This is a genomic window from Paenibacillus sp. J22FR21 (genome assembly GCF_056269135.1).
The window spans coordinates 80,067-97,875 of the sequence record NZ_JBWDNJ010000008.1; the positions used below are offsets into that span (position 1 = coordinate 80,067).

General features: G+C 48.8%; 15 protein-coding genes. 13 read left to right on the forward strand and 2 right to left on the reverse strand.

Annotated features, from left to right (window positions below):
• Positions 1-117: 117 nt before the first annotated feature.
• The 8 genes from AC0YNS_RS25300 to AC0YNS_RS25335 all read left to right on the forward strand — a co-directional run bounded on the left by AC0YNS_RS25300 (position 118) and on the right by AC0YNS_RS25335 (position 11,306).
• Positions 118-714, forward strand: coding sequence for a TetR/AcrR family transcriptional regulator (locus AC0YNS_RS25300; protein WP_475783709.1), 597 nt, complete (start codon positions 118-120; stop codon positions 712-714).
• Complete coding sequence (locus AC0YNS_RS25305) at positions 695-931, forward strand: hypothetical protein (RefSeq protein WP_475783710.1); 237 nt, start codon at positions 695-697, stop codon at positions 929-931. The genes AC0YNS_RS25300 and AC0YNS_RS25305 overlap by 20 nt, the downstream gene beginning before the upstream one ends.
• Positions 932-1,052: 121 nt before the next feature.
• On the forward strand, positions 1,053-1,898 hold the full coding sequence (locus AC0YNS_RS25310) for a GNAT family N-acetyltransferase (protein WP_475783711.1): 846 nt from the start codon (positions 1,053-1,055) through the stop codon (positions 1,896-1,898).
• Positions 1,899-2,303: 405 nt separating this feature from the next.
• Entirely contained in the window at positions 2,304-6,386 is a 4,083-nt protein-coding gene (locus tag AC0YNS_RS25315) for an S-layer homology domain-containing protein (RefSeq protein WP_475783712.1), read from the forward strand.
• A gap of 171 nt (positions 6,387-6,557) precedes the next feature.
• Entirely contained in the window at positions 6,558-7,460 is a 903-nt protein-coding gene (locus AC0YNS_RS25320) for a DMT family transporter (RefSeq protein ID WP_475783713.1), read from the forward strand.
• Between the two features lie 53 nt (positions 7,461-7,513).
• Entirely contained in the window at positions 7,514-8,413 is a 900-nt protein-coding gene (locus AC0YNS_RS25325) for an AraC family transcriptional regulator (RefSeq protein ID WP_475783714.1), read from the forward strand.
• Between the two features lie 463 nt (positions 8,414-8,876).
• Entirely contained in the window at positions 8,877-9,488 is a 612-nt protein-coding gene (locus tag AC0YNS_RS25330) for a 2OG-Fe(II) oxygenase (RefSeq protein ID WP_475783846.1), read from the forward strand.
• Between the two features lie 15 nt (positions 9,489-9,503).
• Complete coding sequence (locus AC0YNS_RS25335; RefSeq protein ID WP_475783715.1) at positions 9,504-11,306, forward strand: MBL fold metallo-hydrolase; 1,803 nt, start codon at positions 9,504-9,506, stop codon at positions 11,304-11,306.
• Positions 11,307-11,419: 113 nt separating this feature from the next.
• Here AC0YNS_RS25335 and AC0YNS_RS25340 read toward each other — a convergent pair whose 3' ends face one another.
• The gene (locus AC0YNS_RS25340; RefSeq protein ID WP_475783716.1) at positions 11,420-11,746 is read right to left on the reverse strand and encodes a hypothetical protein; all 327 of its coding nucleotides are present in this window, start codon (positions 11,744-11,746) and stop codon (positions 11,420-11,422) included.
• Between the two features lie 77 nt (positions 11,747-11,823).
• The gene (locus AC0YNS_RS25345; protein WP_475783717.1) at positions 11,824-13,407 is read right to left on the reverse strand and encodes a class I adenylate-forming enzyme family protein; all 1,584 of its coding nucleotides are present in this window, start codon (positions 13,405-13,407) and stop codon (positions 11,824-11,826) included.
• Between the two features lie 385 nt (positions 13,408-13,792).
• Between AC0YNS_RS25345 and thiM the strand changes: the two genes are divergently transcribed.
• The 5 genes from thiM (at position 13,793) to AC0YNS_RS25370 (ending at position 17,795) form a co-directional block, all read left to right on the forward strand.
• Complete coding sequence (gene thiM / locus AC0YNS_RS25350) at positions 13,793-14,605, forward strand: hydroxyethylthiazole kinase (RefSeq protein ID WP_475783718.1); 813 nt, start codon at positions 13,793-13,795, stop codon at positions 14,603-14,605.
• Positions 14,602-15,417 (forward strand): bifunctional hydroxymethylpyrimidine kinase/phosphomethylpyrimidine kinase, encoded by an 816-nt coding sequence (gene thiD / locus AC0YNS_RS25355; RefSeq protein ID WP_475783719.1) that lies wholly within the window; start codon positions 14,602-14,604, stop codon positions 15,415-15,417. The genes thiM and thiD overlap by 4 nt, the downstream gene beginning before the upstream one ends.
• On the forward strand, positions 15,414-16,091 hold the full coding sequence (gene thiE, locus AC0YNS_RS25360) for a thiamine phosphate synthase (RefSeq protein WP_475783720.1): 678 nt from the start codon (positions 15,414-15,416) through the stop codon (positions 16,089-16,091). The genes thiD and thiE overlap by 4 nt, the downstream gene beginning before the upstream one ends.
• A 236-nt stretch (positions 16,092-16,327) precedes the next feature.
• Positions 16,328-16,621, forward strand: a complete 294-nt coding sequence (locus AC0YNS_RS25365) for an RNA polymerase alpha subunit C-terminal domain-containing protein (protein ID WP_475783721.1) — start codon at positions 16,328-16,330, stop codon at positions 16,619-16,621.
• Between the two features lie 121 nt (positions 16,622-16,742).
• Complete coding sequence (locus tag AC0YNS_RS25370; protein ID WP_475783722.1) at positions 16,743-17,795, forward strand: cysteine peptidase family C39 domain-containing protein; 1,053 nt, start codon at positions 16,743-16,745, stop codon at positions 17,793-17,795.
• The last annotated feature ends 14 nt before the right edge of the window (positions 17,796-17,809 follow it).

Genomic DNA, 17,809 nt, shown 5'->3' on the forward strand with positions numbered 1-17,809 from the left:
ACTGATCAGGAATTTAGCACGATCGTACTAAATCCGCTTTACACTTTAGCTCGATCGTACTAAAATATAAGCGAGCAACTAAACATCGGCATGGTTCGAAAGCAAAGGTGGAAGAGCATGAAGGATACAAGAGAAAGAATACTGCTTGCCTCACAGGAGCTATTGGTCAGAAACGGCTACGCCGGATTTACGTTAGGGGCGATCGCGGAATTACTGAGAATCAGCAAGGGCGTGGTCACGTATCATTTTTCGCAAAAGGATCAGATTATACAAGAGCTTGTAGAGGGCTTCTTTCATGATGCGGCGGCGCATATGGCTAGCCATATGGTCATTGATGGAACCGCGCCCGAAGCGCTGGAGTCCTATATTGACGCCAACTTGCGTTTTGTGGCTGATAATCGAGACCGAACGTTAGCTATTATGCACATTATTGCGAACCATAGAAACAAGGATGGCCGGCTGGTCTTCTCGGATCAAGACAATCTCATCTATCAGCCGCTTATCGAGATTTTTCAATACGGGCAAGAGGAAGAGAAGAGCTTCAGGAAGTTTTCGACCGGATTAATGGCCATGATCGTTAGGAGCACCATCGATACGTTAAGCGGAAAAATTGCGACAAACGAGATCGAAGATCTCGATGAGGCCATTCAAGAAACGATTCATACCTTTATCCTCGCAACAAGGAGAGATGATCATGAAGAAAATTCAAAATAACGGGCTGCAGATACTGGGGATCGTTCTTAGTCTCATTGGTCTGGCAACAGTTGTGCAACCGCTGATTAAGGCTCTTTTCGGCCACCCCATCACCTATAAATTCCTTGGATTACTGCCTAATGGGCTGCCGTCCTTCATCGCGTGGGCTGTCATTCTGGTTGTGGGGCTTGTGCTTGTTTCGATTACGAAGCCTATTGCTACCAACTCTTCAGAGTAAAAAGAGATGGAGTTAAGATCGGCATGCATCTATATCGAGCGCCAGCCCTCTGTCACATCGACGCAAAAAAGGCCGCCAGAGTGTGGTGCGAATACGAAGGGGAAGGTGGAGTCCCAGGCAGATGAATACAGCAGCTATCCGGTACGAACGTTTAAATGAACAAGATTATGATGCCGCAAGAGAACTATTAAGCCAGGATGATGCAGGCGAAAATATTCTTCGGGTGCTTGATGCAGAGCCGCAACTGTTTATTACGGTGTTTATGGAAGATAAGCTGGTTGCGCTGGCTCAAGTGAACGAGCCTGGAGTGCTGTCCTATTTAACCGTGTATGTCGCTCCAACCTATCGTAGGCAGGGCATCGGTTCTGCGGTGGTAAGGTATGCGGAGGAGCGCTTGCGAACGGGCGGAACCCAGAAAGTCAGGAGTTCCTTTCGTGCCAGTCACCTCTCAACCCTGACGTTTGCACGCAAGCTCGGTTATGACGAATACTTCTCATCGAGCTTATTGCGGCGGACTCTCGGGCCCTTTCCCTCGGAGGAGCTCCCGGTGAGAGTATACACGGACGGAGACTATACGGTCAGTCAGTCGTTGTATGCCAGAGCTTTTCATGAGATGCGTGTCCGTGTCGGCTCCTTTCCTGATTCCATCATTGCGGAATCCAATGAACAAGAGCGGAAATCATGGCAAGAGGATGCCCAAGATCGTTTTGTCTACGTCCTAAATGGGGAAATTGCCGCGTATGGCCATCTTTCTAATCATGAGCTTAGCAGTATTTCTGTTCGTGCAGACCTACAGGGGCTTGGCATTGGAAGAAAGTTCATAATGTACCTGTGCAACGAGATTTATCAGCGTGGTCATGCAAACGTCGACCTTTGGTGCGTTGTCGGGAATTACGCCAGAAATCTGTATGATAGCCTTGGCTTTGAAGAGAAATACACGATGCAATTTGCACGGAAAACGCTGTAATTCATACGGTTGAGCAATAGACGAAAGGCCGGAGCGCCATCTAACAGATGACAATCCCGGCCTTGTTGTAGTTATAAGCATGATTCATTCGAGATGCGAGGAGAAGGGCAAGCAATTGACCGAAGTTGATCCAGCTGTACGCGGCAACTTTAAGTTTCTGGTTACGCTGATATCGTGCTCTCTTTTTTGGAAAGACCGCACTATTAGTGATTGTGGGATGTTGTCTGACGGAAACACCGAGATGTCGAAAAATAATGCGCGTTTAGATCTAGGAAACGACAAACTTTTCACGGAAAATGACATAAAATTAGCGGGAGTTAACAATCTTGTGAAAAGATGTCGATAAATTACAAATCAGCTCACATCACCTTTAAAAAATACGATTTCTGGGGGAAGACCACACGTATGAAATGTATTAGGGGCTTTAGAGGATTAAACGTTTTTATGATTGCAGCACTTATTTTCACCTTTATAGTTCCATTTGGTAATTACGCAAGTGCTTCATCAGCGCCGACACCTGCATTGACCGATGTTTCGCTGAATATGGGCTCAGCTATAAATAAAACTCTCGTGGACAATGAACGGGACAAGATGTACGTGACCACTAGAGATACGAACCAGTTGCTAATCATAAACTTAGTTACATTTCAGATTGAGAAGAGCATAAATGTTGGTTCGACGCCAAATGGAATAGATATGGACGGGGATAAGCTCTACGTTGCTTTGAGCGGGGCTACATTTATTGCCGTCATCGATTTGGACGAACAGGTTGTAACTACGATGCTTCCTACAACGGGCAAACCGATCCATTTGGCCGTTGATGGAGATATTCTGTTCTATTCTAATGACGCTCCTTTTAGTGCGATTTACCGTAAAGATCTAGCCAATTCCGAAGCTTCAGATACGAAGCTCGAGAGCTCGCCGAGAGATCCGTTATTAACAATTGACCGTGAGGCACATGTTCTCTACGCTGGTCAAACAGAGGTTTCCGCGTACGAACTTAACGCTTATTCCTTGGATGGTGCTAAACAGTGGACGATTCAGCCTAGTGGGGGATTTGCGGGAACGTTATTCGTTAAGGATGGTTCTGTTTACTATGGAAACCTTCGGATTAACAGCGCGAACCACGTTATCATTTCAAGATCAGTTGCCGGCTATTATCAGGCTGCAACGGACGAATTTTTGTATTCTAATGGCGCAATCGTGACGAAAGACGAAGCAAAGACTGTTGTAAAAATAGCCGATTCGACCAATAGTGACGAGCGTTTGGCCATCGACGAGAATGGGAGCGTCTATACCTACGAGGTCAGGAGCTCACCGATGATTCGCAAAAGGACCTTCGAAATGAGCGCTGATCTCCCGGCGATTCAGTATGTCTCGGACCCCGAACATAACCGCATTCTGCTAGACAATAATTTGACCGCGTTTGCTATGGGCAAAGACGAGCAATACGTCTATGCGATTGCACAGAATTCAAACCGGTTGCTCCAAATCGATACGGACAACTTTCAAGTCGTTCAAGACCGATATATTGGCATCAGCCCGACGGATATCGATATCAGGGATGGTATTATCTACGTTTCGCTTGGTGGCAGTACACATTTAGTAAAGATTGACACACAGAATGAAACCCAATTTCTAGCGCCGATTACTGAAATTGAAGTGGGTTCCTATACGAGCAACGTCGAAGTCGGTAATGGAACGGCCTATTTTACGACACCTGGAGGCTTTGGCAATGTTAACATTGTGAACGGCGATTCCACTTTGACAGTATTGCCGCACAGCTATAGCACGCCATTCTTGAAGCTCTCCTCTGACGGTGCTGCTCTATATATCGGAGAGACTGATACGTCAGGCGGTCAGCTATTTAAGATGGATACGTCGACAAATACGATTATCTCATCGACGCCGACGAGTTATTCGAATCCACCTGAAAGTATCATTCAGGATGAGAATGACCACTTCATCTATTACGCGTCGAATCGGTTATCATCTGAGAATCTGGCGACTGTCTACGGCGTCTACAAAAATGATTATTATAACGCCATGCTGCTTCATGCACGCGGTCCTATCGTAGTTGCTGCTAACGGACTATACGATCGGGATAGCTTCAATCCATCGTACACATTCCCATTTACAGCATCGTATGGATACGTTAAAAATGACGGATCAATCCTTTTGTTTACTACTGTAGGCATGGGTCCTGATCCGGTATACGCGCTTATGAAATTCAATGATGTCGATGATTTAAGTAATCAAATTAAGCTCGGTTATCATCCTGTGTATGCAAGCTTTATAGACGAAAGTGAAACTGAGAGTGTGATCCAAGGTGACTTAACGTTTTACCCTGGCCCAATGGCAGTTAGCGACACCAAGTATCGAATTCGATATTACGATGCGAATGGTAGAACAATTCCTGATGTAAGTGACGATTATAGCTACTCTTATGATCGGGAAGACAATGGCAGCTATGTTCATACGTTATACAAATCGATGCCAGCGGCCATTACGACAATCGGAGTAACGCCTGTCGTATCACTCCCTTTAAACAAAACACTGGTCATGGAAGACTCGGAGCGCCTTATTCATTTGTGGAGAACGGATAGCTATTATGTAAATAACCTTGTTTTTCATGATACAAATGCGGATACGAATAAAATCAGTGGACAAGTTACCTTCGATAAAGCTTCAGGTGAGATGGCAGGAAGCAGGTACGCCATTTGGTTCGGTGGAGAGGATGATGTCCTCGGTGATCCAATCGGCTACGTGAATGCAACAGGTGCGGCAAGTTATTCGTTTACGCTTCCAGCGAATACGGTCATACCGAATGGCGCAATAGTGCTTGCGGTTCAGGTTGAAGATTCGAACAAGGAAGGGGCGCCGGGATATTCCCTTATCGAAATTCTTGATCGAATGACTATTACGCCGAATCAGTCGCAAATCTCAGTGTCCAACGTAAATGGGACATCCGATTCTGTCACGGTAACTGGTCTTCAATCAGGAGACATCGTGAAAGTTTTCAATTACGAAGGTGTCTTGTATGGACAAAGTGTAGTCAGTTCAGGCCAAACTTCTGCAACGTTATCGGGCTTGAATCTTGACAATCAGTTGCCGGCACTGTTCGTCACGGTAACTTCTCCAGGCAAACGTGAGAGTTTCTACGTGTTAAAAGAGTACACTCCGACAAATGGCGAGGACAATAGCGGTGTAGTCGGCGGCGGCGGTGGCGGTGGTGGTGGTGGTGGGATACCCATCTTTGGAGGCGGCGGTTTCATGCTGCCGAACTTGGAAGATACATCTGGGGGAATCAAAGCCACTGGCGAAACGGTCGATAATCCTGATGGCACGAAGCAGTTTGTCGTCAAACTGGATGATAAGGCGCTGGACATCTATTTAACAAACTGGGATAAATCAAATCATCAATTTGATATTATAGTGGAGGACAAATCAGAACGAGTGACACTCGTTCTGAGCGCCGACCAATTGACCAAAATACGCAGCAAAGATGAGAAGGCCGTCATTCACTTGCAAGGTGAGAGGGGCATGGTTATTCCTGTAAGCCTTATGAATCTATACGTTGTTGATCATTATTCAATTGAAGTAACGCCATTGAAAGATTCACTTAACGACTCTGTGCAGAAGCTGATCAACAATGAGTCTTTACAGCTTGTTGGTCAAGTGTACGATTTTAAAATTATGGCGTATAAAACGAACGGAGCTACAGTTGAGATTCATAATGCCGACCAATATATTGGACACGTTATTACGCTACATGCCGCAACACAACCGATTGAAACGCTATCCGCTGTAATGTACGATACCGAAACGAATCAAATCATTCCCGTTCCTGCGACATTCAAGAAAGAAGGGGACAAAATTACTGCGGTGATCTATCGAAAAGGGAATTCCATGTATTCTGTTGTAAAGAAAGAAGCTAATTTCAGTGATGTATTAACTACACATTTTGCCAAAGAAGCGATTAAGAAGCTGGCGGGACGTATGGTCATTAAGGGTTACGAGGATGGCTCCTTTAAGCCGGAAGGTTTTGTAACGCGTGCAGAGGCGGCTTCGATGCTGGTCAAAGCACTGGGCATTATGCCTGTCGGTACAACTTCAAAGTTCACAGATATCGTCAAAGGATCTTGGTACGAAGGATACATTGCTGCTGTTGCACAGGCTGGCTTGTTTAAAGGTTATCCGGACGGTACCTTCCACCCGGACGAATTGATTACCCAGCAAGAAATGCTCGCAATCGTGTACCAGGCGATGCAGTACGGAGGATATACGCATACGGATGTCTTGGTGCCAAGGCAATTCAATGAGAATGCCGGTTATAAAAAGTGGTCGGCGCAGGCGGTGGATGCCCTTCTGCAAGAAGGTATCATACTGAAGGATGAGAAGTTCCCGATTCAAGCCTCCAAACAAACGACGCGTGCTGAATTTGCAGAGTTGCTTTATCGCATGTTGGGGAATTTAAAATTCATCTAAAGGTACAACTTTCCCTCACTTAACTTTGAAAAACGGACCGCGATGACCCCTTATATGAGGGGCATCGCGGTTCAATTTCTTTTAGGGGGTAAATCAGTATACAAAGGTTCCGGTATTTTTGGTATGGTTAGTTGGTGTTTCAAAAAGATTGGCTGGGAGAGACGACATCTTATGAGTAAACAAATGAAATCCAGTTTATTGCTTCTCATTACGGCTTGCATCTGGGGGTCCGCTTTTGTCGCACAGCGCGAAGGGATGTCCTATGTAGGGCCGTTTACCTTTAATGCTGTTCGATTCGCGCTAGGTGCATTATCCTTGGTTCCGCTCATCATCTGGCTGGATCGAAAATCTCGGAAATCATCCCAAGAAATTGTGTCTTCGGTCAAGAGCTCAGCCGTCTCCGGCTTCATAGCAGGTCTGATTCTCTTCTGCGGGGCGTCGTTGCAGCAAATCGGACTCATTTACACAACAGCGGGCAAAGCCGCTTTCGTCACTGGTTTATACATTGTTATTGTACCGTTTCTGGGCTTGTTTCTAAAGCAGCGGATTAATGCGAACAGTGCAGTAGGCGCGATTATAGCGGTTTACGGTTTATATTTACTATGCTTAAAGAGTGATTTGACGCTCGGAACCGGCGACTTATACGAGCTCGTAGGGGCATTCTTCTGGTCGGCGCATATTCTGCTGATCGACAAGCTATCTCGGCGAACGGATGTCATTAAGCTGTCGTTCTTCCAGGTGGTAACCTGCTGCGTGCTTAGCTTTATCGTTGCTTTTGCAACAGAGACGATCGAATGGACAGGACTGTCGCAGGCCCTTATTCCTCTACTGTATGGCGGAATTTGCTCTGTCGGGATTGCTTACACCCTGCAAGTTGTTGGTCAGAAAGGTGCGCATCCGACGCAGGCGGCGATTATTATGAGCATGGAAACGGTATTCGCGGTTGTAGGCGGTTATTTGATCCTCGGTGAGTTGCTGGATACACGCGGCGTCGTCGGTTGTGTGTTTATGTTGGTGGGGATGATTATTCCGCAGCTGCCGCCAATTAGGAGAAACATTATCGTGCAGGAATAGTTGCGACTCCCAATTACCGCTGCTCTATACTTCAATTGAAAGGAGGGAATGAGATGGATTGGCTTACGAGGATGAATCGTGCTATGGACTACATCGAAGCGAATCTAACCGGAGAGATTGATTTGGCAAAAGTGGCTCGTGAGGCATGCTGTTCATCCTATCAGTTCCAAAGAATGTTCTCGTTCATTACGGATGTGACGCTTGCCGAGTATATTCGGCGTAGACGCCTTACGCTTGCCGCACTGGAATTGCAGAATAACGCTGCTGCCAAGGTAATCGATGTTGCACTTCAATATGGGTACGAATCGCCGGTTTCTTTTGCACGAGCCTTTCAATTGCTGCATGGTGTCACACCTGCAATGGCCCGGCAAGACGGGATTGCACTCAAAGCTTATCCTCGTCTTTCCTTCCTTATCGCAATTAAAGGGGCAGAGGCGATGAATTATCGAATTGAATCGAAAGAAGCTTTCCAGGTGTTCGGCATTGAAGGCGTATTTCAAACTAACCCGGACAGCGAGAATCAGCCTACACCGGCACAATTGTGGCAGCAATGCCATGCGAATGGCGAAGTGGAGCGATTAGCTGCACATGCAGGAGACTTGCCGGCATTCGTGAGTCGGAATTTAAGTAAAGTACATGCGGTATGTAGTTATAAACCAACCGACGACGATACATTTCCGTATATGTTGTGTGCCTTTAAGAGCGAATCCAGTAAGACGGACGGGTATTCAACAATAACCATTCCGGCATATACATGGGCTATTTTCCCCTCAGATCCATTCACTTGGGATGCATTCGATGAGGTTATCGAGACGTTATATCGGCGCTTCTTCACAGAGTGGCTGCCAACGGCGGGATACGAGCAGGTCGATGGACTGGACTTTGAAATCTACGGCGGTTCGGACGGACTGAACTACTTTGAATTATGGTTTGCTGTGAGGAAAGTGGCTTAATTGCACACGTGGATGCTAAAAGAAGGGCAGGGAATCCTCCTCACGGGATTATTCTCGGCCCTTCTTTTGCAGTTCGGACGCGTAGTTCTGTTTGGAATCCCTCATGAGCAGCGGTGCGTCCCGAACAGCGTGTAGCGGAATGCGCTAACGAACCGTACAGATCTTATTTGCCCGAAAGTAGCTCCGAAAAAATGCTAACGAAACCTACAGGTCTTATTTGGTGGTTTGCAATACGGTTCGTTAGAATCTCGTGGCGCGGGTGGTGTAAGGACAATCTGGTGGTACAGGAGGGGAATCCTGTACCTTTTTTGCGTCTGCGCAGTGTGGCCAATCCATCACATGGAAGGGTTTTCCGACTCCTCTGACGAATGAGTAACCAACTGGAATACCGTTTCACTCGACTACATCCTCAGTATTCGAGGCAGAGGAGGACGGGACATTGTCGATTAAAGAGCAGACGATTATGAACGTGAGCAGAAACAAAATTATAACCACGGATCAGGAAATTACGATTGTCGGCAGGATCGAAGAACCGCTAATTCTCATCTTGGAAAATGTTTTGAGCCACGCCGAGTGTGATACGTTGATTGAATTAGCTGCAAACCGCATGCAGCGTGCCAAGATCGGCAAGTCCCACGAGGTAAGCGATATTCGCACCAGCAGCAGCATGTTCTTCGAGGAAAGCGAGAACGAATCCATTCATCGAATCGAAACCCGGGTAGCTGAGCTCATGAATATACCGATCGCGCATGCAGAGCCGCTGCAAATTTTACATTATCAAGCCGGTGAACAGTATCAACCTCATTATGACTATTTTAAATCCGGACACGCCGTAAACAATCGCATTAGCACGCTAATCATGTATTTAAATGATGTGGAGGAAGGCGGAGAAACGAACTTTCCTTCCCTTCAGTTTGCAGTAACGCCTAGAAAAGGAAGCGCTGTCTATTTTGAATACTTCTATACGGAAGAGCGACTAAATGAGCTCACCTTGCATGGGGGAAATCCCATTGTGGTTGGTGAGAAGTGGGTGGCGACCCAGTGGATGAGAAGACAAATTCATCGCTATGATTAGGGGGAGTTAGTGGTTATGTTGAAGCAAATTTCCACGAGTCTATTTCAATATGAGGATACTTGTCTGGTGTATGTGATTAAGAACGGGAGCGAAGCGGTCTTGATCGATTTTGGATCAGGTGCTGTGCTGGAAGAGCTGGCAACGATCGGCATCGACAAGGTAACGGATGTGCTAATGACGCACCATCATCGCGATCAAGGACAAGGACTGGACAAAGCGGTTGCGGCCGAGGTGCGCGTGTGGGTTCCCCATTATGAGCAGGATTTGTTTACCCAAGTGGACCAACACTGGCAGGGCCGTGAAATACTCGTGAATTACAATGTACGCCAAGATAAATTCTCCTTGCTCGAACCCATCCCGATAGCTGGGACACTGAAGGATTATGCGAACCACAACTTTGGCGGGTATTCGTTTAACGTCGTTCCAACCCCCGGTCACACCACAGGGTCGATTACGCTGACAACCGTATTGGATGGCAACCATGTTGCATTTACAGGGGATTTGATCGCCGGCTCGGGGAAAGTTTGGTCCATGTCTGCCACTCAGTGGTCGTATAACGGCTGCGAAGGGGTCAATAATACGATCTGTTCATTAACGGCTCTGCGGGATAAAGGCTTACAAATGCTGCTTCCGTCACACGGCGAAATAATGGAGCAGCCCACCGCTGCGATTGAACCCTTAATCGAGAAACTAGAGCAGCTTCTCCGGCTTCGTGGCCAATATTCGGATTTCGAGTCTTTCAAGGAACCGGAGTTTCGGGAAATTACCCCTCATCTGCTTTGGAATGCGCGCAGCTTTGCCAATTCCTATGTTCTCCTCTCCGAGAACGGCAAAGCGCTTCTCATCGATTATGGCTATGCAAACCTACCTGCAATCTTCATAGCAGGAACGGATCGCGCATCACGCCGGCCATCTCTCTTCCCTATCGAGCAGTTGAAAAAGCAATATAACGTGACCAAGATTGATGTGGTCATACCGACGCATTATCATGATGATCATGTGGCCGGGTATAACCTTCTGCGTGATGTCGAAGGTACGGAGACGTGGGTAGCCGATAATTTTGCCGATTTGTTCGAAAATCCATCCCACTACGACGTGCCCTGCATTTGGTATGATCCGATCCCTGTAGACCGCAGAATCCCCCTCGAGCAGACTGTTTCTTGGGAGGGGTATGACATCCGTCTCTACGAGCAGCCCGGCCATACACTCTATGCGGTTGCGATCTCGTTCGAAGTCGATGGTAAGCGAGTATTGGCTATCGGAGATCAGCAGGGCAACGACGGGAATTTGAATAATTACGTGTATCAGAACCGGTTCCGTTCGCATGACTATGTGCGGAGTGCAGAGTTATACCAGAAGCTGAATCCTGACCTCATTGTTTCCGGCCACTGGGACCCGCTATGGGTGGAGGAAGGTTACTTCGATAAGCTGAAGCGGGACGGGGAAAGCTTGAAGCAGCTGCATGATGAACTGCTGCCTTTGGAGAAGATTAATCTAGGAGCGGAAGGGTACTGTGCATGGATTAAACCTTACCAAGTCGAGGTCGGCAACGGGGAAACGACTGAGATTGCGGTTGAGGTGTTAAATCCGTTCTCACGCAGGGAAAAGGTGACCGTTCGACTGGTTACACCTCCAAGCTGGAACACGGAGGCGGATGAGCAGCAGCTGGAGGTCGATCCTCACCAGGTGGAGACGATACAGTTCGCTATTACAGTTCCTGCAGGCGTCTCTGTGAAGCGTGCCCGAATCGCCGTCGATATTACGATTGGAGATCAGAAGCTGGGCCAGCAGGCGGAAGCGCTTGTGACGGTGAAGTGATTTCAGTTTTTTATGATACCAAAAAGAGAGCAGGCAATGTCGCCTGCTCTCTTTTTGTCGTAGCTATAAAGGAAGCGGGGGCCATTTTATTCGCGAGCCTAATCAAAGTAGTATTAGTTGCTGCCTGAAATCACATAATCCGTGTTCATAAGCGTATACGTAATGGTACTGTTCGTGTTGATTAAGGCATCAAAATCGCTTTCGAGGGTCACGACGAATTGCATTTTGCTATAGAGGTCACCTTCGAAAATCGTGAAAATCAGGATCCCATTTAGATAAGTGTTGTCGTCGTCGCCGTAAGCAACCTCTTCTGTCCCAAACGGTCCAAGGGTAAAGGATTCCGTGCCATATTGGTTGTAAGGCTCAAATCCTGCGCGGATAAACAGCGTAATATCCAATGCGGCTCCGGTGGTATTCACAAACGTTTTCAAACCTGCCATGAGGTGTATCCTCCTTTCAGAGCGGGATACACTATTCTATTCTAGTATTTTCAGATTGCTAGGACTACTCGATAGAATTAGTTAATCACCCGTGTTCCTCCCAGTCGCCAGAAGCGCTTGCGAATTGCCGCTTTGTCCAGCTTTCCCACCGATGTTCGCGCGAGACTCTGAACGACTTCCAAACGAGTAGGCAGCTTATATTCCGCAAGACGTTGCTGGCAGTACAGCCTTACTTCTTCTAAGGTGAGTGCCGAGCCCTCTCTGATAGTGACTACGGCAGTGACTTCTTCCCCCTCATCCGGTAATGGCGTTCCGATAACGGCAACTTCAACAATGGAGGGATGTTTACTTAAGACCTCCTCGACTTCAGAGCCGTACACATTGGAGCCGCTAACGATGACGATATCTTTCTTTCGATCGAGTAGATACAAATATCCGTCTTCATCGAACCTGCCCAAGTCTCCGGTATACAGCCAGCCACCGCGAATCGCTTTGTCTGTTTCCTCCGGATTGTTCCAATAACCGAGCATGATTTGATCGCTTTTGCAAATAATCTCGCCTACTTCTCCCCGCGCGACATCGTGAATACCAGAATCATCGACGATCCGTATTTCAAAAGGTTTCTGTCCCCAACCGGCGATATGTGAGGGGTTTCCCACAGACAAAAGTCGTTCCGCTCTACCTTCTGCGAAGCACTGATTGATGGAGAGGTGACTGATGAATTGACCGCTTTCGGTTTGCGCGTACACTTCGGTCACATGTGCATTCGGAAAAACTTCTCGTGCCTGGAGGAAGGTTTTTCTGCTTATAGGAGCTCCTCCACATGAGAGTCCTTCAATAGACTGTAGGTTTCGGGATTGAATATGTTCCAAATGGACAATGTCTCGGAAGAGAAGCCCCACTGTACCGAGGAACTTTAATTGTTCACGTTCAATTAGATCGACAACCTCTGCAGCTTGCAGCGGGTAGGAATCCGGATAAATGAGGCAGCCGCCTTCGAATAAGGTCGTCCATAGAATGAATTGGCCGGTTAGATGAGCTTGATTGGGGACAAGAGATTTCTTGCTTGGGTTGTGCCCTCCGACTCGATCGGGATTCATAAAGGACCAATTACGGATACTGCGATGGGAATGCATAACACCTTTGGAACGACCCGTCGTGCCGCCTGTATAAATAATTAGCGCAATATCATCAGGGTTCGCGGCATACCATCGTTCGAGAGGTGTGGACAGGGAGATGAACTGTTCGATGGAATGCGGGGCGGAATTGCCACCTGCTGACTTGCAAGAAACGAGATTAGCTATGGATATCGAAGTGACTGCTGCGGTAATGTTCGATTGATCGGCGTCGTACACGACAGCAGCGGGAGAGGCGTCTTGAAGGATCTGTTTCAGTTCAGTCGGCGTTAAAGCGGGAAATAGGGCTACCGGAATTGCGCCAATAGCGACCGCTGCACATTCTGCAACGGCAAGGTAAGGGGAGGGGTCACTTAGAAGTGCAATTCGATCCCCAGGCTTGATGCCAAGCTTGTGAAAACCATAGGCGACACAGCTAACTTGGTGCAGTAGCTCAGCGTAAGTCAGCGTTTCGCGGTTACGCTTCATGGCGCAGTTGGTAGGGAGCATACGAGCCACATGAGGCAAAATCTCTGACAGCAGCATAGCGTCAATAACCTCCTCGCTCCAAATCTTATTATTCCCATTATTTTACTCGTAATAAAAGTACCACTAGAACGGTTTGCGGGCAAATCGTGTTTACTTATAGCCGAAGAAAGTCTTTATTATATAAGGCGTGCGGAGCCTGCGAATTTCGTTGCAATTTTGGATGTCTTGGATTACACTGATCACAATCGAATAAGCGCGGGAGCTTGTAGAAACAGGCTGAGAGTACGACTAATCCGTCGTAGACCGTTTAACCTGTTGGGTAATGCCATCGTAGGAAGTTCACGGCTGTCGTGCGCATTGTTGCGCCTTACCCTCTTTTTGCGGGTAAGGCGTTTTTTTGATACTCGATTGGCAAAATAGCAAAGTAGAGGTGGCCGAGGCTATGAATATTCAAGCAGTAGCAAGCAAGCTGAGACAAGTAAGGGAAACGAACCCGTTAATTCACAATATTACGAATGTCGTCGTCACCAATTTCACGGCAAACGGCCTGTTGGCATTGGGAGCATCGCCGGTTATGGCCTATGCCAAACAGGAAGTTGCGGATATCGCCAAAATATCGGGAGCATTAGTGCTTAATATTGGAACGCTCAACGAAACCGAGATCGAAGCGATGAAACTGGCAGGCAGTTCGGCAAATGCGCATGGAGTTCCTGTTGTGCTGGATCCAGTTGGAGCGGGAGCTTCGGCTTATCGTACGGATACTGCGAGAGGATTGCTGGCAGAGGTGAAAATCAGCATCCTTCGAGGCAATGCCGCCGAAATCGCAAACGTTGTCGGCCGTGAATGGTCGATCAAAGGCGTTGATGCCGGAACAAGCGGCGGCGATGTTGTCGAATTAGCTAAGCATGCGGCTGCGCAGCTCGGCACAGTCGTCGTGATTACCGGCGAGGCTGACATCGTTTCTGACGGAACGAGAACGTTTGCCGTGCGCAACGGAGATGCGATTCTGACGCGCGTTACCGGAACAGGCTGTCTGTTGACGTCGGTTATCGGTGCATTCGCGGCAGTGGAGAGCGATCTAATCGTTGCTTCGGTCGCTGCATTGGCGGCATACGGCGTAGCTGCTGAGCTTGCTGCCGTGAAGGCGGCCGGACAAGGACCCGGCAGCTTCCAAATCGCGTTCCTCGATCAATTGTCGAATGTAACCGTAGAGGATATCGAGAAGCTGGGCCGAGTGGAGCGGATTGAAGCATGAGTAGTATAGCGAGAGCATTAACGATTGCAGGCTCGGATAGCGGCGGCGGTGCCGGCATTCAAGCGGATTTGAAGACCTTCCAAGAGCTGCGGGTATATGGGATGTCGGCGATAACGGCTGTTACATCGCAGAATACGCTAGGCGTGCGGGGGATTTATCCGCTTACGGCTGATGCGGTTCGGTCGCAGATTGAGGCCATTGGCGATGATCTCGGCACGGATGCGGTTAAGACGGGCATGCTGTTCAACGATGAAATTATTGTTGCGGTTGCCGAGGAAATCCGCCGCTACGGCTGGAGCAAGGTTGTTGTCGATCCGGTTATGATCGCCAAAGGCGGGGCATCGCTGCTGCTGGATCAAGCGGTTCGCGCGATGAAAGAAACGCTGCTTCCGCTTGCTTGGGTCGTCACGCCTAATGTGCCGGAAGCGGAAGCGCTGACAGGGATGACGATCTCCGGCATTGCTGCACGCAAAGAAGCAGCGAAACGGTTGGCTGATTTCGGCGCCAAGCATGTCGTGCTCAAAGGCGGCCATGACCTGTCCGATGACGGCCAAGCAATCGATATTCTCTATGATGGACGGGACTTCTATGAATTTAGCAGCCAGCGGAGAGAAACGCGTCATACCCATGGCACGGGTTGCACGTTCGCTTCCGCGATTACGGCTGAGCTTGCCAAAGGCCGCGACGTGACTGAGGCTGTCGAGGTTGCCAAAGCATTCATCCAGGCGGCGATCGAATACCCGCTTGGTCTTGGACAAGGGCACGGGCCGACCAATCACTGGGCGTACCGCGATCAGGAGAGCGGACGATGAGCGCTGGGGCATGGCAGGATGATGCCATTCGTGAGGCGCTGCGGCTTTATTTCATCATGGGGAGCAACAACTGCTTGCCGGGACGCGATCCCGTGCAGGTGTTGGCGGAAGCGATTAGAGGCGGCGTCTCGATGTTTCAATTCCGGGAGAAAGGCAGCGGCGCGCTTGTGGGCGATGCCCGAGTAGAGCTTGCTTGGCGGCTTCGTGAGCTGTGCCGTGAGCATCGCATTCCGTTCATCGTGAACGACGATGTCGAGCTGGCCCTGGAAGTGGACGCGGACGGTGTCCATGTCGGCCAGGAAGATGAGGCGGCATCGACCGTACGCCGGTTGATCGGCGATGACAAGTTGCTTGGCGTCTCTGCCTACGATGCGCGGGAAGCTGAAGCGGCAATTCGTTGCGGTGCGGACTATTTAGGCATAGGGCCGCTGTTCTCCACGCGCACGAAGGAGGATGCCAAGGACGCCTCGGGCCTTAGCGTGCTTACGCAGATGCGTGAACTGGGCATGCACATTCCAATCGTCGGTATCGGCGGAATTACGGACGCGAATGCGGCTGATGTCATATGCGCCGGAGCTGACGGAATATCTCTGATCTCTGCGATATCGCTGGCCGAGGAGCCGTTCGCGGCATCCAAGCAGCTGCGTCAGCTCATCGACGCGGCCGTCGGGTGAGAACAGATAAGTAAAAAGGCGTGGGAAACTGTGTTGGCAGTGTCCCATGCCTTTTTTGCTAGGGTCATCATTTGCAGCATTGGGTCCCATGTAGCCCACCGGGAAGTCTACATGCTAGTGAATTTGCAGCATTGGCTCAACTTATTGTCGGAGGACAACTGGAGGCGACAGCTGCCGGTCTTTTTGCGGTACAATAAACAAAACGGAACATTCCCCGGAGAGGATGGTTTACACCCATGACAACGACCGAGAAGTCCTTACGTACCTGCAGTCAAGGACATAAGTATTATAAAAGCACGGATTGTCCGACCTGCCCGACCTGCGAGCAAGAGCGGAAGCCAGAGAGTGGATTTCTGTCTCAGCTATCGGCACCGGCAAGACGAGCACTGGAGAATAACGGGATTACGACAGTAGAGCAGCTATCTAGCTATTGTGAAAGGGACATACTCAAATTTCACGGGATGGGACCCGGTTCAATGCCTAAGCTGAGAGCGGCGTTGGAGGCAGTTGGGTTGTCTTTTAAGCAGTAAGTCTGCGTACAGAGCATGGTGAGCGTATCGCCGCTGCTCTGTATTTTTTTATGTGCGGCAGGTAATCTGGATAATAATGGTGAATGGTCTCTGTAAGATATTGCGGAGGTGGTGCTGCCAAATGCAAGAGGATACGATCGTTCAGCCTAACACTGTGGTGAAGCTCGAGAATTATAAGTTCAGCGGCCTGGATGCTTCACTCGTCGGTGCCATCAAGTCGGTTGCTGACTACTATCAACTTCCGCTAACGACATCATGGATCTATGGCATGACAGGCATTGCCTTCCTGCACATCCTTGACGAGAACATGTGTGAGCCCAATGGCGGACCGCTTGAACCGGAGGTGTTTGCGCTCGCTCGTAATTTTGGCGTGGACGTTGAGGGCTATCACTTACATGCAGAGGGAGAGGCTTTCACGCAATTACAAGCGGAGGCTTGGGAGAAAGCAAAAGAGGCCATCAACGCGGGGCAGCCTGTCTTTGCCAAAAACATCGATATCGGCAACCAGTCGTCGGTCATCTATGCGTACGACGATCAAGGATACTACACCTATACTTGGCACACGGGTTATGAGCACAGCGAAGATGTGATACCGTGGAATCAGTTAGGGTTAAGTCAATGTCCGTGCATCAATTGTGTACATGATCGTAAGTCGTCAGGAACGCAAACCAATTCCACCGGCCGACTAATCTCACTGCACTGGGCAAAGTCTATTCCAGCCGCGAAAGAGAATCAGGCTGCTCTGAAAGAAGCACTCGAGTTTGTCATCCAGTTAAATGAGACAGGCTTCTATCAATGGTCCGGCAAAACCTATTTCGTCGGATCGCATGCCTATGAGCGCTGGTTAACGGCACTTGAATGCAAGCGGCTAGATAAATATTTCTTCAGTTTGTTCGTCGAAATCATAACGGAAGCAAGGCATCATGCAGCCCGGTTTCTGTCCGAAATCAGAGCGAGCATGACGAATCTCAACCTCAACCTCCTAGATAAACTCATACTCACCTATAACGAAATCGCGGCTAAGGGTAAGGCGTTAAAGGACATGTATCCATATACGGAACCACGCACGCAAACACTCGAACAGAGCGAACACTGCGCAGTACTCCTGAGAGAGCTCCAGGCATTGGAATCGAAAGCATTAATCACGCTGCGAGAGCTCCATTCGAGTTTATAAGCCGCACATGGCTC